18 protein-coding genes are annotated in these 17,901 nt (G+C 49.9%); 4 read left to right on the forward strand and 14 right to left on the reverse strand.

The annotated features are described in order from the left end of the window. Nucleotides 1-151 precede the first annotated feature (151 nt). Together ACO0LK_RS06345 and ACO0LK_RS06350 are read left to right on the forward strand one after the other, a co-directional pair. Complete coding sequence (locus tag ACO0LK_RS06345; protein WP_422973246.1) at nucleotides 152-559, forward strand: DUF4124 domain-containing protein; 408 nt, start codon at nucleotides 152-154, stop codon at nucleotides 557-559. A gap of 199 nt (nucleotides 560-758) precedes the next feature. Then, the gene (locus ACO0LK_RS06350; RefSeq protein ID WP_422973248.1) at nucleotides 759-1,781 is read left to right on the forward strand and encodes a hypothetical protein; all 1,023 of its coding nucleotides are present in this window, start codon (nucleotides 759-761) and stop codon (nucleotides 1,779-1,781) included. A 69-nt stretch (nucleotides 1,782-1,850) separates the two neighbouring features. Here ACO0LK_RS06350 and ACO0LK_RS06355 read toward each other — a convergent pair whose 3' ends face one another. The 13 genes from ACO0LK_RS06355 to ACO0LK_RS06415 form a co-directional block, all read right to left on the reverse strand. Then, complete coding sequence (locus ACO0LK_RS06355; protein ID WP_422973250.1) at nucleotides 1,851-2,555, reverse strand: hypothetical protein; 705 nt, start codon at nucleotides 2,553-2,555, stop codon at nucleotides 1,851-1,853. A gap of 531 nt (nucleotides 2,556-3,086) precedes the next feature. Beyond that, the gene (locus ACO0LK_RS06360) at nucleotides 3,087-3,332 is read right to left on the reverse strand and encodes a hypothetical protein (protein ID WP_422973251.1); all 246 of its coding nucleotides are present in this window, start codon (nucleotides 3,330-3,332) and stop codon (nucleotides 3,087-3,089) included. After that, entirely contained in the window at nucleotides 3,322-3,942 is a 621-nt protein-coding gene (locus ACO0LK_RS06365) for a hypothetical protein (protein WP_422973253.1), read from the reverse strand. Before ACO0LK_RS06365 ends, ACO0LK_RS06360 begins: the two co-directional genes overlap by 11 nt. Nucleotides 3,943-4,097: 155 nt before the next feature. Then, on the reverse strand, nucleotides 4,098-4,772 hold the full coding sequence (locus ACO0LK_RS06370; RefSeq protein WP_422973255.1) for a YoaK family protein: 675 nt from the start codon (nucleotides 4,770-4,772) through the stop codon (nucleotides 4,098-4,100). A gap of 22 nt (nucleotides 4,773-4,794) precedes the next feature. Continuing rightward, on the reverse strand, nucleotides 4,795-5,208 hold the full coding sequence (locus ACO0LK_RS06375; protein WP_422973257.1) for a DoxX family protein: 414 nt from the start codon (nucleotides 5,206-5,208) through the stop codon (nucleotides 4,795-4,797). 34 nt (nucleotides 5,209-5,242) lie between these two features. After that, entirely contained in the window at nucleotides 5,243-5,392 is a 150-nt protein-coding gene (locus tag ACO0LK_RS06380; protein ID WP_422973259.1) for a DUF1427 family protein, read from the reverse strand. A 1-nt stretch (nucleotide 5,393) separates the two neighbouring features. After that, entirely contained in the window at nucleotides 5,394-5,612 is a 219-nt protein-coding gene (locus tag ACO0LK_RS06385; RefSeq protein WP_422973261.1) for a DUF1427 family protein, read from the reverse strand. A gap of 19 nt (nucleotides 5,613-5,631) precedes the next feature. Beyond that, nucleotides 5,632-7,497, reverse strand: a complete 1,866-nt coding sequence (locus tag ACO0LK_RS06390; protein ID WP_422973263.1) for an amidohydrolase — start codon at nucleotides 7,495-7,497, stop codon at nucleotides 5,632-5,634. A 214-nt stretch (nucleotides 7,498-7,711) separates the two neighbouring features. After that, entirely contained in the window at nucleotides 7,712-8,365 is a 654-nt protein-coding gene (locus ACO0LK_RS06395) for a hydrolase (protein ID WP_422973265.1), read from the reverse strand. 68 nt (nucleotides 8,366-8,433) lie between these two features. Then, entirely contained in the window at nucleotides 8,434-9,834 is a 1,401-nt protein-coding gene (locus tag ACO0LK_RS06400; protein ID WP_422973267.1) for a catalase, read from the reverse strand. A 64-nt stretch (nucleotides 9,835-9,898) separates the two neighbouring features. After that, nucleotides 9,899-10,273 (reverse strand): hypothetical protein, encoded by a 375-nt coding sequence (locus ACO0LK_RS06405; RefSeq protein WP_422973269.1) that lies wholly within the window; start codon nucleotides 10,271-10,273, stop codon nucleotides 9,899-9,901. 103 nt (nucleotides 10,274-10,376) lie between these two features. Then, nucleotides 10,377-11,369 (reverse strand): alpha/beta fold hydrolase, encoded by a 993-nt coding sequence (locus tag ACO0LK_RS06410; protein ID WP_422973271.1) that lies wholly within the window; start codon nucleotides 11,367-11,369, stop codon nucleotides 10,377-10,379. Between the two features lie 209 nt (nucleotides 11,370-11,578). Continuing rightward, complete coding sequence (locus ACO0LK_RS06415; protein WP_422973273.1) at nucleotides 11,579-12,376, reverse strand: sensor histidine kinase; 798 nt, start codon at nucleotides 12,374-12,376, stop codon at nucleotides 11,579-11,581. Between the two features lie 648 nt (nucleotides 12,377-13,024). Between ACO0LK_RS06415 and ACO0LK_RS06420 the strand changes: the two genes are divergently transcribed. Next, on the forward strand, nucleotides 13,025-13,675 hold the full coding sequence (locus tag ACO0LK_RS06420) for a response regulator (protein ID WP_422973275.1): 651 nt from the start codon (nucleotides 13,025-13,027) through the stop codon (nucleotides 13,673-13,675). A gap of 57 nt (nucleotides 13,676-13,732) precedes the next feature. Then, the gene (locus tag ACO0LK_RS06425) at nucleotides 13,733-16,807 is read left to right on the forward strand and encodes a sensor histidine kinase (RefSeq protein ID WP_422973277.1); all 3,075 of its coding nucleotides are present in this window, start codon (nucleotides 13,733-13,735) and stop codon (nucleotides 16,805-16,807) included. A 58-nt stretch (nucleotides 16,808-16,865) separates the two neighbouring features. On the opposite strand, the gene ACO0LK_RS06430 is transcribed toward ACO0LK_RS06425, so the two are convergent. After that, entirely contained in the window at nucleotides 16,866-17,774 is a 909-nt protein-coding gene (locus ACO0LK_RS06430; protein ID WP_422973279.1) for a LysR family transcriptional regulator, read from the reverse strand. Nucleotides 17,775-17,901 lie beyond the last annotated feature (127 nt).

Raw genomic sequence — 17,901 nt, forward strand, 5'->3', positions numbered from 1 at the left:
CCAATAGTCGATACCTCGGGCTGAGACTGCGATGTGAGTCTCTTGCTTGAATTTCAACTCCGTTTATGAGATGCTTGAAGCAGCCGCGGCTGGTGTGTAAGTCGACAGCGCTACCAAAATAAAAACCAAATATGAATTGAGGGAAGTCTCTATGAAGAAGGTACATCTAGTCTCTGCCGCGATGCTGCTGGCAATGAGCAATATGGCATCTGCCCAGATACAAAGATGCGTGGACAGCGATGGCCGCGTAACCTTCACCGATAATGTCTGTGCTAAATCCAGTGTCAAGCAAAAGTCAGTACATGCAGGCCAAAAAATGGTTGGATCTGGTAGTGGTTCGGGTAGTGATGTGGGTGGAGACGGCAGCATGGCTGCGAAGAATGACGCTTTCAATCAACGTCAGGCCGTGCGTGACCATAACAACCTGGTCGACAACATGAATTACAGGAACCAGAACACGGCTAAAGAAATTATGAATAGCCCCTTGCCGGACGGTGTCAGATCAAGAACCCTGACAACCTACTCCGCTGACAAACCACCTAAAGTCGAATACAAGTAAGAAATACAAGCAAGAAGCACAGGTAAAAGCACAAACAGCAAACCCTGTGTCAGACAAGTTTGCTGTAAGGCTTTCATAGACTTCTTGCCGGCAAGACTGTCGCCAATATTTGCTTGCTTCGTGCTTCAATATCAAACGTAAATTGTCAGACCGGGGTTCAAAACCCTGGTGCTGTCTACACCAACGATCAGGCATTGCCATGTCCGCCCCCAAACCACATTTAGAAATCCGGATTATTGGTGCCGTGAGCGCCGGTGTCACTTACGGTCTGTTATTGCGTCTTGGATTTGAATACAAGGCCATGCATGAATGGTTGCAGATCGTTTCCACTGCCTTCCTGATCGTTACGCCCTTCAGCGTCGGTGGTATTGCCGTGCTGGTTGCCGCCGGGAAGTCACGCATCTCTATCCCAGACCAGTTGCGAGCATCTGCTTCAGCCATGTTATGTTTTCTCATAGCGATGTTCATATGTTTGCTGGAGGGATTAATCTGCATCATCCTGGTGTTGCCGGCATTTCTGATCGCCGCCATGATCGGTGGTCTTATCGCTGGCTGGATACATAATCGATTCAGGGCATCCACAGTGAGCCTGTCTTCTTTCGCTTTGCTACCGCTCTTGCTGGGCCCGATTGAAGCCAGTTTGCCACCCGCACAAAGCGAGCAACTCGTCAGTTCTGTTATTCAGATACAGGCCAGTCCGGAAGAAGTGTTTGATCAGTTGGCAACGGTCAAAAACATTGCGCCAGGTGAACTGGGATTTTCATTCGTGCACCTGATCGGCTTGCCAAGGCCAATCGAAGCCAATATGAATGGCAGTGGCGTGGGGGCAGTACGTACCTCACGCTGGGAAAAAGATGTGCGCTTTGAAGAAATCATCACTACCTGGCAAAAACCTTATGCCATGCACTATAAATTTCATATTGCACCAGGCGGGATCCCCAGAGACGCGCTCGACAGGCATGTGGAAATGGGCGGTGAATACTTCAACGTCCTCGATGGCGGGTATGATCTTGCAGCCAGGGATGGCGGTACCGAATTACGTCTGAGCACCCGCTTTGTGAATAAATCCCAACTCAAGACCTATGGTGATGTTTGGGGAAAAATGGTGCTGGCTGATTTTCATCAATCAATACTGGGGCTCATGAAAAAACGGGCAGAACTGGCGCATCAGCAGGCATGGGCAAAAACGGCCAGCGGTGGAACCTTACAGAGTCTGAAGTAATACGCATAGGACGTACTGGCCAGCAATGGCAGCCACAACCATGTCCTTGCTCTGCTGGCCAGCCCCTGTTTACAGTTTAGGCAAGGGCGCGGTTTTATTTTTTTCCAGACCTTCCGCAGACTTTTTCGCGATCATGGCATTCACCGCAGTCCATTCATTAGAATAGACACTGAAGTCGATCATGCCGACTTCAATTTTTCTGTATTCGAGACCATTATTTGGCGATTCACTCAGGCCCACATACAAAGACTGTTTGCAATCCTTGAACCGTCTGACATCCTGTCCGTAGTTGACCTGCATATTGTCACGCACCTTACAGGATTCTGGCGATATGGACTTGGGATTGACACCGGGCTTATACGACATCCAGCGCATATTTCCCGCGGTATCGCTATTTGGCAGGCCATATTTATCAGTCAAGGCTTTCTTTAGCTCACTGGCAGATACATTTCTATAAAAATTTTCACGCCTTGCAATCGCCACAGCCGTCCCTGATTGCGGTCCAAATCCAACCGTGATTTCACCTGCATTTTCGAAACCTGTGGCCGCCTTTGCATACATGATATAGGCCACATGTCCACGAAAATCCGGCCCCAGCACATGCTCGCTACGGTTACCTGCCTTGTATCCCTGTGGAGCAAGAATTTTTTCGATTTGTTCTGGCGTGTCACCAATCCTGATGCCCAGGGTTTCCATCAGTTTGGGGCCATCCTGCGCCTGTACCAGCGTAGAGTAGGACAGTAGCGATACAAGAGTAAATACAAATTTTGACATTATCTTCCCTGGCAATAGTAAGCCGTGTTGCGGTTAATCAGTTCCGGATTGACGCGAGGTTTTTATATTTTATTATGACATAGGCCATAAAATCTGAATGGCTAAGCGCGTAGGCAAGAGTAGCAAAAAATTGTGCTGGATACAAAGTCAACAAACCGTCCAGGCGGCCAAGACGTCAATCTATACACTAAAAAGCTAAACAGTTGGAAAAACCATGCGCTGGCATCCAAAGAGATGGGATCGACAGACATGTAGGAATGGGGGTGAGTAAGTCCACATACTCGATGATAGCGATGATCGGACAAGCAACGCTGCTGATACTGAGCGAGCTCTCAGTTTCCCTCTAAGTGAGTAGAGACCCATTCAGAATTTAAGGCGCTTTTCATGGGTGGGTGTTGTGATCGAGTATAGTTTCATCATAGCAATATATATGCAAGCGGGTAGTCTCGCAAGCTAGAGCCACCCGTGTCAGGCATAGACAGCAAGCCGAAAAGGAACCGCGAATCCGGCCCTGCTGTCCATTTTTAAGAATCAAGGTTTGCTTGTTTTTTTTTGCGGCGAATCAACGGTCGCTTCCACGCCGCGTTCTCCGTGCATGTCGGTATCAACCAGGCCTTGCTGCAGATCACGCAGAGCTTGCTTCATGACTTTGCGCGGCCTTGCTCCGTCATCTGTTGTTTCATCCCGCTCATGCGGCAGCATGATCTTTCCTCCCGGTTTGAGCATATCAGGGTCACGGGTACTGCGATGCTTTTCGGCCTTGCCTTTATAGTTCACGACCGGTCACCCCTTGTTCTGCCGCCTGCTGCTCAACAGTAGCTGCCTCGGCAGGAAAAATGTATTTTGGCGGTTGCAAGGGATCAAAATCATGCCAGTTACCATCGGTAATTATGCCTTCTCCAGTTTCGATCTGGTCGGCACCAAGGCCCTTTAATACCGTTACAACCTTGTCTGCCTGCTCTGGGCCAGTGACACTGACAGCGACCATCATGCCGGATCTTCTTACCGCAGCCGCATTCTCCGCATCATCCTCGGTATCACCCTTTTCCTTCATTTGTGACAAACCACCAATCAGTGAGCCAACATGTGCACCGACCAATGCACCTAGCGCAGGACTCACTGGCCCGGCAACCGGGATACCAATCATCCCCACTGCAGCACCAATTGCGCCACCTGCGGTTGCACCGCCTACAGCACCTGTTCCAGCGTCCTTTGAACCGGGAGATTCTTCGCGATCGCCACCAAATTTATACATGTCATGCTGACCAGGCGGATTGAGATAAAAGGAACTGATGTGATTTTCTGAAAAGCCAATCGCCACCAATTGATGTATAGCGTGCTGCACCTGATCCTGCAGCTGCAATCGTCCTGCAATAATATGTGCCATCTTTGACCCTATTCTGATTGGATTCATGCGTCCATAGCAGCGAAACCCGCGTGCGACGAAGCACTGCTTCCATTCAGAATACTAGTGTAGGCTTAAGGCATCTGTGCGTTGGCGTACGATCGCTGCTTTACTTTGAATCCAACAGACGCACTGTATCAACTCCTGGGTTGCATCGAAGCCGTCCAGGGTATAAAACACGCCAAGATAATGATTGGTATCAATAGACTCCAGAATTGCCAGTACATGCAGGCAAATGCGCCGCCAATTGCACCGGTGCCAAAAGCAAGTACAGGCCATAGAAATTTGTTGATGCGCTTACGGATTTCGCCGCTGTTTTCGGCACGCATGTAGTCAAGCAAATCTATCACCAGTTGTGTCACATTTCCAGTCATGACGGTAGTAGGTGCTATGTCCGTAAACACCAAACGACTGGCAGCATTTTGCACACCCATTGCAGTTGCGCCAGCAATACCTGCACTTAGTGCCGCCCAGGTATCTGCTTCAAGTATTGGTTGCGCCATCCAGCCCAGGATCATGAAAGTCAGCAAAAATGTTATTTGCATTCCCAGAACCGGTCCCAAAGTTGCCTGTTTTTTTCCCTGCAAGCGAATAAGCAGAAGGCGAGTCAGCACTATTCCCGCCACAAAAGCAGGAAAAGCCAGAAATTTAATTAATACCCCATGACTGGGATTGGCCAGCTCGCTACCTATCAGCACAAAGTTACCAGTAACATGGGCTGTGAACAAGCCAAACAACGATACAAAGCCGACTGTATCTACATAGCCTGCGACAAATCCCAGTCCAACACCCAAATATTTATTTTCTTGCATACGTCATATTTCAGTCAAAATTTTAAGTCCGTCGCAATGCTGGCAATGAATATCTTCCAGGGCCAGTCAAAGCAATGCTACCAAAGACGGTCAGCAACAACCAGCCAAATTGTCCTTCAGCAATACTCCAGTCTGGATGTACTACCAGCATGGACACCAGCAATAGAAAAAGAATGGGCAAGCAAGCCAGGCGCGTAAAAATGCCAGTTGCTATCAGCAGCGGGCAAATTACTTCGGCAAGAATCGCCAGAGACAAGGTCAAACCAGCCCCCAAATGAAATGGGTCTTCGATATGCTGCAATTCATTGCCATAGTGCAAAATCTTGGGGATACCGTGTACGTACAGCAGCATAAAAGCTCCTGCCAGTCTGAGCAGCAGTAAGCCAATATCAGGAGAATCCAGCAACGGCAGACTGAACACCTTATTTTTGTTCATGAAATTAGCTCCACTTGATCATTACGTAGCAGTACTAAAACAAGCTCGCGACAACATAACCGGCACTCATGGCAACCACCAGCAGTGCACCTATTGGTGTCGGCGGCGCAGGAGAAGGTATATCTTGCCAGCGACAAAATGCCCCGATAGCGAGCCCCAACAAGGCGCCAATAATCAGTTCCATTCTATTTCCTTTCTATGGCATGTCCCGCACACAAGCCCTTGTTCCGGGCAGCCTGAAACACGCAATAACGATCGACCAGCCAATAACCGCAGCTCATCATAAACACCAGAAGTGCCCCGCTTAGCACGGGTGGCGACGGCACGGGAATATGCGTAAGACGGCAGGCAATACCAACAACAAACGACAATACCAAGCCAATTACGATCTTAAAATAGGGCATGATTTTTCCTTGATCAATTTCAGAACGCAAAGCAGCTGCAACCCAGCACACCCCAGAATGAAGTCAGCTCGGATACCGGCACGGGCGACTTGCGTGCCACATCATGCGCATGACCATGTACCGAACAGGTACCGCGACATTGGTGAGGCAACTTGGCTTGGATTTTCTGGTTACGCGTATTTTGTTGCTGCAAGCGATAATGACCACCGGTCTTGGCAACTGGCGACCAGTCGGGTAGCACAGGAATTGGTGGTGGTCCAAACGATGACAATTCGGCCGCTGCATAGACGATTTTTCCACCGACAATGGTCATGACGGATTCTATGGCTTTGATATCATCTTCGGGTACTGCAAAGAAATCAGCAGACAATATCGCCAGGTCAGCCAGTTGACCGACCTTGATCTGCCCTTTTTTCCCCTGCTCATTGGAAAACCAACTGCTGCCCCTGGTCCAGAGTTCCAATGCAGTCTCACGCGGCAAGCGCCCAGAAGAATCATAGAGGCGCATTCCACCGACAGTGCGCCCGGATACCAGCCAATAAAGTGCGGTCCAGGGATTGTAGCTTGCCACCCTGGTCGCATCGGTACCCGCTCCGACTGGCACACCCATCTCCAACATCTTGGCGATGGGTGGCGTGGCAAGGGCGGCATCAGCGCCATAGCGCTCGACAAAATACTCCCCCTGAAAAGCCATTCTATGTTGAATGGCGATACCACCACCGAGTGCCTTGACACGCTCTATATTTCTTTCGGTAATAGTTTCTGCATGGTCAAAGATCCAGTGCAGGCCATCAAATGGAATGTCACGATTCACTCTTTCAAACACATCCAGCATGCGCGAGATGGACTCATCATAGGTTGCATGCAGACGGAATGGCCAACGTTGGCTAAGCAGATGGCGCACCACTTTCTCCAGCTCGGCCTCCATGTTTTCTGCTAGCTCAGGTCGGGGCTCAAGAAAGTCTTCAAAATCAGCAGCAGAAAAGACCAGCATTTCGCCAGCGCCATTGTGGCGGTAAAAGTCTGTACCGTCACCCGGCTTGACTATTTTTGTCCATTCCTGGAAATCTTCCAGTTCTTGCCCCTTGCGTTGGGTAAAAAGATTGTACGCAATACGGATAGTCAATTGTTCATCTTTTGCCAATTGGTCGACGATGGCATAGTCGTCAGGATAGTTCTGGAACCCACCGCCCGCATCAATCGCACTGGTCAAACCAAGGCGGTTCAACTCGCGCATGAACTGTCGTGTCGAATTTACCTGCTGCTCGAGAGGCAATCGTGGACCTTTAGCCAGAGTAGCATACAGAATCATGGCATTAGGGCGGGCGATCAACAAACCTGCGGGGTTACCGGCGGCGTCACGCTGTATCTCTCCCCCCGGAGGATTTGGCGTGTCTTTGGTATAGCCAACCGCGTTCAGTGCCGCACGGTTCAGTAAGGCGCGGTCATATAAATGCAGGATAAAAACAGGTGTGTCCGGTGCGACCGCATTGATTTCATCCAATGTTGGCATGCGCTTTTCGGCGAACTGAAATTCAGTCCAGCCACCAACTACGCGTACCCATTGTGGGTGTGGGGTACGATCTGCCTGCGTCTTGAGCATGCGCAGCGCGTCAGCCAGTGAAGGTACGCCCTCCCAGCGCAGCTCAAGATTATAGTTGAGGCCACCACGAATCAGATGCAAGTGAGAGTCATTGAGTCCGGGTATACCCGTGCGACGTTCCAGACTGATTACTTGGGTGTCGGCACCACGATGTTGCATCACATCTTCTGCTTCACCGACCGCCAGGAACTTGCCATCCTTAATGGCGACGGCACTTGCCAGCGGTTGAGTACGGTCTACGGTATGGAAACGTCCGTTGTATAAAATCAGGTCGGCATGCATGCGAACTCCTGGGAACAAGACAATCAAAATTTCTGAAAAAGCAGCTTACTATTCAGCTGTGAGAGCGTTCAGGCTATTTTAAAATTAGTTCGTTTTATCCAAATTCATTCCATCGAAGTGGAGAAACAAAGCGACACTAATTTTGAAAAGGCCATCAAGACGAAGTGGCAAGAACAGGCCCGGATAGGGGCCTGCCTACGGTCAGGTCACCAGATTAATGACCTTCACTTGCATTAAACATAGTTTTAGCATAAATCAGGCCAAGACCATAACCGCCGCCATGAGCAATCGATGTCGCAACCGTCTGGTTATATGTTTCACCACGTGCCCAATCGCGCTGTAGTTCAAGCAGATATTGCAGCGAAGTCATAGGACGGGCACCAGCTTGTATCATGCGTTCCATGGCGCGCTGGTGCGCTTCGTCTGACACGTCACCACATGCATCAGCGATTACATATACCTCGAAACCCTGATCCAGAGCTGACATGGCAGGTCCAACAATACACACCGCAGTCCAAAGACCAGCCAACACGATTTTCTCTTTACCAATTGCATTGACGCGTTCGGCGATACGCGCATCTTCCCAGGTATTCATGGTCGTGCGGTCAATCACGTTCATATCCGGGAATACCGATTTTATTTCGTCAAAGATCGGACCAGAAAATGATTTCTCTGCCACCGTGGTAAGAATAGTAGATACATTGAATTCTTTGGCAGCCTTGGCAACCAAAGCTGCATTGTTACGTAATGCGACGGGATCAATCGATTTGGTGGCAAACGCCATTTGCGGCTGATGATCAATCATGATCAAGGTATGATTGCTTGGGTCCAGCAGAGTTTTACCGGGTACAGCTTTTGCGATAGGCATACTATTCTCCTTGATGCAGGTCATAAATTAAGACCGTTGTCAGACAACGGCCGGTTTAAGATACAGCTCTATTTTTTTAATGCCAGCAAGGCCGCAGCCACTCCCACGCCATAGGCAGCATCGGCTTTGTTGCAATTGTCGATATGGCGTTGTTGAACCGTTTCTGAGACGCACTGTAAAGAACGCGCAGTATTGTCGAACAGGACTTGTTGCTGGGCTGAGCTCATCAGCCGAAACAGAGCACCTGGCTGACTGTAGTAGTCTTCATCGGCTCGGTGGTCCCAGTGTGCGGCAACGCCTCCCAGCGCCAGGGCTGGCTCTGCAAATTCTGCTTGCTGTTGCCATTCACCTTTGGAATTCGGTTCATAGCCCAGAGTTTTTCCGTAGTTGCCGTCGCTGCGCAACGCGCCGTCACGGTGGTAGCTGTGAAAAGGACACTTGGGAGCATTCACAGGCACTTGATGATGATTTACGCCCAGACGGTAACGCTGAGCATCACCATAAGAAAACAGCCTGGATTGCAACATCTTGTCAGGTGAAAATCCTATACCAGGAACCACATTGGCAGGTGAGAAAGCAGCCTGCTCCACGTCGGCAAAATAATTGTCCGGGTTTCGATTCAGTTCCATGATGCCAACAGGCATCAAAGGATAGTCTTTGTGTGGCCAGACCTTGGTCAGATCAAATGGATTGATAGGGTAGCTGCCAGCGTCATTTTCTGGCATGACCTGTATCTGCAGTTGCCAGCGTGGGAAGTCGCCTTTTTCTATGCTTTCTAACAGATCACGTTGGGCACTTTCTCTGTCATTGGCAATGACGGCAGCCGCCTCGGCATCACTCAGATTCCTGATGCCTTGCAGACAGGTAAAATGAAACTTGACCCAATATCTTTCATTGCTGGGCATGTGGCGATAGCTGGCAGGTATGCCGCGCTCACTCATGACGATGGTCACCTGATGCAGCGCCTCTGGCAGAAGCGTCCAAAAATCCCAATTGTTTTCAGCACTACGCAAATTGGTATAAGGGTCACGCTTGACAGCATGGTTCAAATCCGGGAACTTGAGCGGATCACGCAGGAAGAAGACTGGTGTGTTGTTGCCAACCAGATCCCAGTTGCCCTCTTCGGTATAAAATTTGATGGCAAAACCGCGAATATCGCGCTCGGCATCTGCCGCACCGCGCTCGCCTGCTACGGTAGAAAAACGGACGAACAAGTCCGTCTTTTTTCCGACGGAGGAAAATATCTTCGCCTTTGTATACTGACTTATATCGTGCGTCGCGGTAAATTGTCCGAAGGCACCAGAACCTTTGGCATGCATGCGGCGTTCCGGGATAACCTCACGGTTGAAATTGGCCAGTTTTTCCAGGTGCCAGATATCTTGAATCAAGGCTGGGCCACGCGGTCCTGCTGTCTGGATATTCTGGTTGTCGACTACGGGCGCGCCAGCTGCAGTTGTAAGTTTTTTCATGACAGTACTTTCAATTAAACAGATCATCAACAGACCATATGCCCCAATGCAATCAAGTCCGGCATCAGTTCTCGCGAATATCCGGTAACCTGATCACCCGTCGGCCGAACAGACGTGCATCCACCGAATAAGTGCCTGGCCCTAACAAAGCCAGCGCAAGAGCAGAGAAACCAGATGTAACAGCCGGCATCAATGCAAGATTTCCGGCAAGGACCAGGAAACCTGCGAACGGTATCCACAAAACCACCATGGCTGGCGTCAGTACACCAAGAAGGATCAGGCCCATCCATACCAAAACAAGGGTTGCAAGCCAGGCTGGCATGCGACTCGCTTCACAACAGCCGCTGTACACCAGCATTTGCAGACCCATAGCCATGCGCAGCAAAAGCAAACCTATGCCCGGAGCACCGGCAGGAAACATGGAAAACAGTTTTTGCATTTTATGAACAGTCTGCAACGCTTCATTCTATGAACTGATCTAATGCAGACAAGGGCTGAAATCCAATAACTACCCTTGCCTGCTCCCTATCAACGCATAGCGATCAGGACTTGATGAAGTCGAGCATATCTTTATTCAATTGATCTTTATGGGTATCTGTCAAGCCGTGTGGTGCACCTTTGTAGACCAGCAGCTTGGCGTTTTTAACCAGCTTGGCAGAAGCAATACCGGCCACATTCACAGGGACGATCTGATCATCGTCGCCGTGTACGATCAAGGTAGGAACCGTGAATTTTTTCAGATCATCACGGAAATCCGTTTCTGAAAATGCCTTGATCGAATCATAGGTATTCTTATGACCAGCCTGCATACCCTGCGCCCACCAGGAATAAATCAGACCCTGTGAAACCTTGGCACCTGGACGATTGAAGCCAAAGAAAGGACCACTGGCGATATTCATGTAGAGCTGGGCACGATCTGCCAGCGAGCCGGCGCGGATGTCATCAAATACCTGCATCGGGACACCATCTGGATTGTCATCTCTCTTAACCATCAATGGTGGTACGGCAGAAATCAGACCTGCCTTTGCAACACGTTTTGTACCGTGACGGCCGATATAGCGCGCAACTTCGCCACCGCCGGTAGAGAAGCCAAACAACACCGCATTTTTTAAATCCAGCAAGTCCATCAACTGCGCCAGATCATCGGCATAATGGTCCATGTCATTACCACTCCAGGGTTGACTGGAACGCCCGTGGCCACGTCTGTCATGGGCAATGCAACGATATCCCTGCGACGCCAGGAAAATCATTTGCGATTCCCAGCTATCTGAGTTCAGTGGCCAACCGTGACAAAAAACGATAGGTTGACCGGTGCCCCAGTCTTTGTAATAGATATCAACGCCATCTTTCGTTTTGAATGTACTCACTTTTTTTACTCCAATATGATGTAAAGTTGAAACAGGTTTACTGGCGGGCAGCGTTTGTGCAAAAGCACCACTGATTGGCAAACTGAACATTACTGCGGCCGTCGCACCACCAGCCAGCAGATGACGACGTTGTTGATTTACTTCTTGTGCGTTCTCTTCAGACTTCATGAATTTTTCTCCCTTTGCATAAAAACAGGTTTAATCTGTGGCATCAGACACAGCTCAGTTCAACACCTGCCTGAATGCGCATCATTAGTCCATTTAAAGTGTAGTGTGAAATTTACAGAAAAACATCGCCATAAATCTTGATAGGCATACTACCCATTAGGGTAGTTTCAGGTCGATGCTAAGCAAGATGAAAAGACTTGCGCAAAATGTCAGGTCCGGAACCCCAGATGCCGCCGCATGCAGGCCAGAGTAGCGGTAAGATAGTGATGTTCCTGCTGTGCTGGCAGCGGCACGTCCAGACTAACTTCCGTGCCCAGACCGCTGCCGCTGCTGATATACAAATGTCCACCAATGTCTGACGCATGTTTTTGCATGGTGTGCAATCCACCTCTGCCAGTCATCCCCGCTGTCAGGCGCGGCAGCAGTGGGAAGCCTGTTCCATCATCGCGTATCTGCAAGCGCAAACTCATGCAGGTATAGGTCAGCTCAATTTCTACCTTTTGTGCGCACGCATGTCTATAAGCATTCGTCAACGCCTCTCTGGCGAAGCGATATAAATCATCATGCATGGAAAAATATAGCCTGGAATAATCTCCAACGACGATCAGGATGCATTGACAAATTCCATCTTCGGACAAGGCTTGCGCAAGTTCGACCAGCATTTGTTCAAGATCACATTCATACTGTGGCAATATTTGCTGCCCCACTATCTGGTAATGTCCCGGCTCAACAAGCAGTTCGGCATCTTTCAATATATGATCCAATGCGCCTCTCACCGCATCTTCATCTCTAAAATGAATCGCCATAGCATGTAGTTGTAGCACCAGGCTGTTGACATTCTGCAGCAAACTGTCATGCGCCGCCCTGGCCGTCTGGTTGCTCTCTGTCAGTCGCATGACCAGTCGGGAACTGCTCTTGCTACGCCGGCAAAGCGTGTAGACGATTGCCAACACAAAACCGAAAAGGATAAAGCCTGCATGTAACATGAGTGTGCCGGTTAATCCCATATTGCTACCTATCACTGAAATCGGAAAATCAGGACTGATGCCGACTTTTGACTCTGCGTCTCCTTTTCACCCGTTCCACTCTCACCAACTTGGCGACAAGAAAAAACAGGCGCGTCTGCCGGTGTAGCAACTTCGCAGCCAGACGCATTCAAGGCAGCGGGAAAGCGTGTTTTTGATTCCCGCCATATTATGGAAATAAAAATGTCGTTTGAGACCGCTGCAACGGCACATAACATCATTAAGGCAGCAAGCCATATTTTCATTGAAAGCTCATTTCATGATTACTAACGAGAAGCAGATGTCTCATCAAATATGAATTGACACATGGCTTGCCATATCGCGGACGGCGTCATCGTTCATCGTGCTGACTCTGCCTTGAAGATAGGATTGTCTGCATGCCCCTCAAAAGTCGCAGATGCAAATTACAATGCCGCAGACTAGAACCAGACCAACGTTCTCCCATTCTGCTCGGTTTATCACAAATGACAATACCCTTTCGGGTGATTGATAAAGGAAAAGTTGTAGCAGGAAGTAAGGCAAACAAACCTAGTCTTGAAAATAAGCTACTATTCATTTCTTGAACGCAATTTTGGTATTTGCCAAAAAAACACCTGTTATGACAATTGGTATTTAGCTGGAGAAGTAAACATGAATTCCAGTGCAGCTACACCCATCGACATCTTGTCGGTAGATGACCATCCGGTTTTTCTACAAGGAATTAACAGTTTGATCGAAACGCAACCGGATATGCGGGTGGTCGCGCAAGCGCGCAATGGGCAAGAAGCCATAGAGTGCTTTCGCAAATTGCAGCCTGCTGTCACATTGATGGATATTCAGATGCCCATCAAATGTGGCATCGAAGCTACGCGTGAGATCAAGGCCGAGTTCCCTCAGGCTCGTATCATCGTTCTTACCACTTACGAGGGCGATGCCCGTACTTTGAAAGCAATCAAAGCGGGGGCAGCAGGCTATCTGCTGAAAAGCATGCTAGGGCAAGATCTGCTGGGCACAATTCGTACCATCAATCGGGGGTATAACTGCATTCCACCTAAATTGGCATCACTCATGGGTACGTCTTCCTCCAGCAGTACCTTAAGCAAGCGGGAGGTCGAAGTACTGGAGCATATTGCCGCAGGAAACTCCAATAAGCGCATTGCGATCAATCTTTCCATTTCCGAAGATACTGTGAAAGCACATGTCAAAAATATCTTGTCGAAATTGATGGCCAACGACAGAGCACACGCAGCTATGATTGCGGTTGAAAGCGGCATCATCGAACTAAGAACAACTGTGCAATAGCTTCCCAGCTTCCATCCAAACTCGTCTCCAAACAACCCGCACATAAAATTTCGCCCAATGAAAGCGCTAAAAAGTGCCCTGGCACATGCTCTGAAGGGCAAATTCAACAAAACGCGTTGTGACTTTTTACGCTATTTTAGTTTGAGCAGGCTGCAAGCCATCACCCTGCTCAATCTGACGATGGCGATAGTTCCACTAGCCGCAAACGCCGTTAATCCAGCGACATCTTCTGCACCGGCAGCGCATGCCAGACAAGCCAATCCAATGGACATGCACCACACCAGTTGGACGACGAAAGATGGCGCGCCGCCTAATATCTTCGCCATGACCCAGAGTAAGGATGGATGGCTATGGTTAGCCTCCAGCGACGGACTGTTTCGCTTTGATGGCGTCAGGTTTGAGCGATTTCATCCGATCGGTGCACAACTGATTTCCAGCAATGTCTGGGGTATGCATCAAATGAAGTCGGGGGCAATCTGGATAGGTTACCGGACAGGTGGAGCAAGCCTCATCCAAGACGGGAAAGTACGCAATTTCGGGGTTCAAGACGGCCTACCGATGGCGACAATCTATGACTTTGCGGAAGATAGCGCTGGCAGAATCTGGAGCGCAACCAGCCGCGGTCTGCATGTATATGACGGCAATAAATGGGCTACACCGCCGGAAACCTTGCATGCGCCCAAAGGCGACTGTACCTTTCTGACCGCAAGCGACGCGAGCATCTGGGCGCAATGCGAAACTGGCAGTTTCAGATTACCTCCGCCCGCGATATCCTTTATTCAGCACCCCGGCCCGATGGGCATGGGGCGTCTGGTTGAAGACCCCATTCGAACCGTCTGGAGTATAGGTGGACCTCAGGGTGAAATTGTTGCACTGAATAAAGCTGATGCTGCACGCGAGAAGAAGAACTGGGCCAAACCACGCGTCAGCGGTGGCACCATGCTATTCGATCGCGACGGTGAGCATATATGGATTACACGTGCAGATGGACTGATCCGTGCAGACGGCAGAGGAAAAAATGAAGCATTTGGTGTAGCACAGGGGCTGAGTGGTGCCATGCCGAATTGCCTCTTGCAAGATAAAGAAGGTAATATTTGGGTAGGCACAGAAAACGGCTTGGACAGATTCCGGAAAACAAGGCTGTCAGGAGTAACACTGCCACAGATTTTTCTTGATAGGCCAGGCATAGCAGCCGGGGAAAACGGTGGATTATGGCTAGGCACAACACTTTTACCCAAACCAGATGTGGAGTCATTTTCCAGTATCCCAACTGTGACAGGAAAAGACACTGTCACCACAATCTGGCGTGAGGGGAAGGACAGCGTCTGGTATGCGACCATGATGGGACTTACCCATCAGCGGGGTAACGATATAGAAAAATTTGATCTCCCCCCGGAAATAAAGTTGCCCGATATTCGTAGCATTACGGTTGATGCCGAGGGTTCATTGTGGATATCCTCGAGAGGGGTAGGTACATTTCGTCTAAAAAACGGCAAGTGGGTGGCCGGAGGTGGTTATCCTGAGCTTAAAACACTAGCCTTTTGTATCTACTCAGATAAAATTGGACGGCTTTGGTTTGGTCTTCTGGGTAGAAAGATTGCTGTTCTGGACAAGGGCAAGCTGCAATTGTATGGCGCCCAGGATAGTTTACCGACAGGAAATGTCATGCAATTTTACGGCCATGACAGCGATGTCTGGATTGGCGGTGAAAATGGCTTATTTCGCTTTGACGGTTCGAAATTTACTTCCATTCAGGGGACCGGTGACGAAAATTTTCTTGGCACATCAGCCATATTTGAGCATCAGGGAGTGATCTGGTTAAATGGCATGGCAGGCATCACCGCAATTGATATTGCAGAACTCAAACAGGCGTCAAAAGACCCGCAATACCAGGTTCAATTCAGGCGAATTGATCATAGAGATGGCCTACTAGGGAGTGCTAATCAAAGCTACCCTATACCCTCCGCCGTTGCAGGTACAGATGGCACTCTGTGGTTCACCACCACTGCTGGCGTATTCTGGCTGAAGGACGCTCAGACGGTCAAAAATACCTTTCCACCCCCGGTGTACATCCGTGGCATCACCACGCCAAACTCAAGCATGCCGTTTGTTGATAATGCTGTGCTTCGCTTGCCACCACGGCAGACACGTTTGGAAATTTCTTACACCGCTTTGAGCCTGACTATGCCTGAACGCATACGATTTCGCTATCAATTGGAAAACGTTGACAGCGACTGGCAAGACGCAGGAAACCGACGGACCGCAACGTATACCGATCTCAACCCCGGTGAATACCGTTTCAAAGTAATTGCAACAAACAATGATGGCGTCTGGAATACAGGAGGTGCACTCGTCCGTTTCTATATTGAACCGGCTTTCTATCAGACCTACTGGTTCAGAACAATGGTTGCCATCATCATATTTGCTGCGCTGTTTTGCCTTTACAAATGGCGTCGTGCGCAAATTGCCAGCCAGATTTATTCGCGCATAGAAGAGCGACTGATGGAACGCGAAAGGATTTCCCGCGAGTTGCACGACACCATACTACAAACAGTACATGCTCTGATCCTGCAAATGCATGTGGCAACACAAAAACTGCCTGCAACAGCGCCCGGACGCGAATCGATGGAACGCGCGCTGGATCTTGCCACCAACACTATCAACGAAGGACGCGATCGAATTCGTGGCTTACGTTCACGAACGGAAGAGCAGCTTGATCTGATGAGCGTATTAAAAGAAAAAGTCAATGCAGAACAGCCAGGTAGCGCCGAATTCATCACCAGAAATTCAGGTGAAATACGTCGCCTGCATCCTGTCATCTTTGAAGAAGTGCTGGCAATCATTTGCGAGGCAGTACGCAACGCCTATCAACATTCGGGCGCTAGCAAAATCGAAGTAGAGATGAATTATTGCCCGGACGGCATCACTGTGATTGTGTGTGACGATGGCCAGGGAATTCCTCAGGAAATCGCCAGCGCTGGCCATCGCTCGGGCCACTGGGGCATGGTAGGCATGCAGGAGAGAGCCAAACGGATAGGCGGCGAACTGACTCTCAAAAGCTCGGCGTCAACAGGTACAAGATGGATTTTTTCATTATGTCCGGAGCTTGCTTATGATGGATACGTTCCTTGATTTTTCACGTACACGATGATTGAGTCCGATGTTTCCTCATGTTTTCAAGATAGGCATATCAGTCATATACAGCGTCCAGGCCAGCACATACCTCCCACACACATTCACGCAGCCAGCGGTGCGCCGGGTCGGCATCCATGCGCGGATGACATAACATGGACACTGTGATTTCATCGGCAGGAAATGGCAGAACGAAGCTATGCATACCGGTACGCAGATTGCCCGTATGCCGTTCCGGCACGGTAGCGATCAGATCTGACGCACGAGCCAGCGCCAGCGCAGCAGAAAAACCGCCCACAGTAATGGCAACATCACGCTCCAGTCCAAAGGGTTTCAACACGTCGGCCATAGGCCCTTTGTTATGCAGGCGACGCGAAACCAGGACGTGTTTTCCAGATGCGTAGACTGCCGGCGTCATCGCTAGCTGACTCAAGGGGTGCCCACTACGCACGACGCCTATGAAGCGGTCACGAAACAGCGCCCGTGTGCGCACCTCGGGGCTGGTCGCATCCCCTACCACTCCCGTCTCCAGGTCAACACTGCCGTCGCGCAGCAGGGTACTGTCTTTGTTCAGTTTGGGGATAAAGCACAGACGCACATCAGGCGCTTCTGCATTGATGCGGGCGATCAAGGCTGGCCCGAAATTCTCTACAAAACCATCACTGGTACGTAACGTAAAGGTTTGACTCAACTGACCAAGATCAAGTTTTTCAGCGGGACGCAGTAGCGCTTGCGCATCCTGCACCAGTTGGGTAACTTGCCCACGCAATTCCAGCGCACGGGGTGTGGGCACCAGCCCGCGCCCTGCCCTCACCAGCAAAGGGTCACCGGTAGTCTCACGCAGACGTGCCAGCGCCCGGCTCATGGCAGAAGGGCTAAGCCTTAACCTTGTAGCCGCACGTGCCACACTGCCCTCTGCGAGCACCGCATCCAGGGTAAGCAGCAAGTTGAGGTCAGGGGTAGACATACACGGATTCTAGCGTGCTTTGCGATGACATGGCGTCATATGCATGAATAAAGTGCAAACCGTGCACCTTCCGCCATATATGCCAAAGGCCTATGATCAAGGGCATCCCCATTCACGCTCGCCAGGA

Source organism: Undibacterium sp. Ji49W (assembly GCF_049340205.1).
Classification (GTDB): Bacteria; Pseudomonadota; Gammaproteobacteria; order Burkholderiales; family Burkholderiaceae_D; genus Undibacterium.

What these genes read in the sequence shown, in the direction of transcription:
- ACO0LK_RS06345 (WP_422973246.1), top strand. Translation starts at nt 152, where the DNA reads ATGAAGAAGGTACATCTAGTCTCTGCCGCGATGCTGCTGGCAATGAGC.
- ACO0LK_RS06350 (WP_422973248.1), top strand. Translation starts at nt 759, where the DNA reads ATGTCCGCCCCCAAACCACATTTAGAAATCCGGATTATTGGTGCCGTG.
- ACO0LK_RS06355 (WP_422973250.1), bottom strand. Translation starts at nt 2,555, where the DNA reads ATGTCAAAATTTGTATTTACTCTTGTATCGCTACTGTCCTACTCTACG.
- ACO0LK_RS06365 (WP_422973253.1), bottom strand. Translation starts at nt 3,942, where the DNA reads ATGGCACATATTATTGCAGGACGATTGCAGCTGCAGGATCAGGTGCAG.
- ACO0LK_RS06370 (WP_422973255.1), bottom strand. Translation starts at nt 4,772, where the DNA reads ATGCAAGAAAATAAATATTTGGGTGTTGGACTGGGATTTGTCGCAGGC.
- ACO0LK_RS06375 (WP_422973257.1), bottom strand. Translation starts at nt 5,208, where the DNA reads ATGAACAAAAATAAGGTGTTCAGTCTGCCGTTGCTGGATTCTCCTGAT.
- ACO0LK_RS06380 (WP_422973259.1), bottom strand. Translation starts at nt 5,392, where the DNA reads ATGGAACTGATTATTGGCGCCTTGTTGGGGCTCGCTATCGGGGCATTT.
- ACO0LK_RS06385 (WP_422973261.1), bottom strand. Translation starts at nt 5,612, where the DNA reads ATGCCCTATTTTAAGATCGTAATTGGCTTGGTATTGTCGTTTGTTGTT.
- ACO0LK_RS06390 (WP_422973263.1), bottom strand. Translation starts at nt 7,497, where the DNA reads ATGCATGCCGACCTGATTTTATACAACGGACGTTTCCATACCGTAGAC.
- ACO0LK_RS06395 (WP_422973265.1), bottom strand. Translation starts at nt 8,365, where the DNA reads ATGCCTATCGCAAAAGCTGTACCCGGTAAAACTCTGCTGGACCCAAGC.
- ACO0LK_RS06400 (WP_422973267.1), bottom strand. Translation starts at nt 9,834, where the DNA reads ATGAAAAAACTTACAACTGCAGCTGGCGCGCCCGTAGTCGACAACCAG.
- ACO0LK_RS06405 (WP_422973269.1), bottom strand. Translation starts at nt 10,273, where the DNA reads ATGCAAAAACTGTTTTCCATGTTTCCTGCCGGTGCTCCGGGCATAGGT.
- ACO0LK_RS06410 (WP_422973271.1), bottom strand. Translation starts at nt 11,369, where the DNA reads ATGAAGTCTGAAGAGAACGCACAAGAAGTAAATCAACAACGTCGTCAT.
- ACO0LK_RS06415 (WP_422973273.1), bottom strand. Translation starts at nt 12,376, where the DNA reads ATGGGATTAACCGGCACACTCATGTTACATGCAGGCTTTATCCTTTTC.
- ACO0LK_RS06420 (WP_422973275.1), top strand. Translation starts at nt 13,025, where the DNA reads ATGAATTCCAGTGCAGCTACACCCATCGACATCTTGTCGGTAGATGAC.
- ACO0LK_RS06425 (WP_422973277.1), top strand. Translation starts at nt 13,733, where the DNA reads ATGAAAGCGCTAAAAAGTGCCCTGGCACATGCTCTGAAGGGCAAATTC.
- ACO0LK_RS06430 (WP_422973279.1), bottom strand. Translation starts at nt 17,774, where the DNA reads ATGTCTACCCCTGACCTCAACTTGCTGCTTACCCTGGATGCGGTGCTC.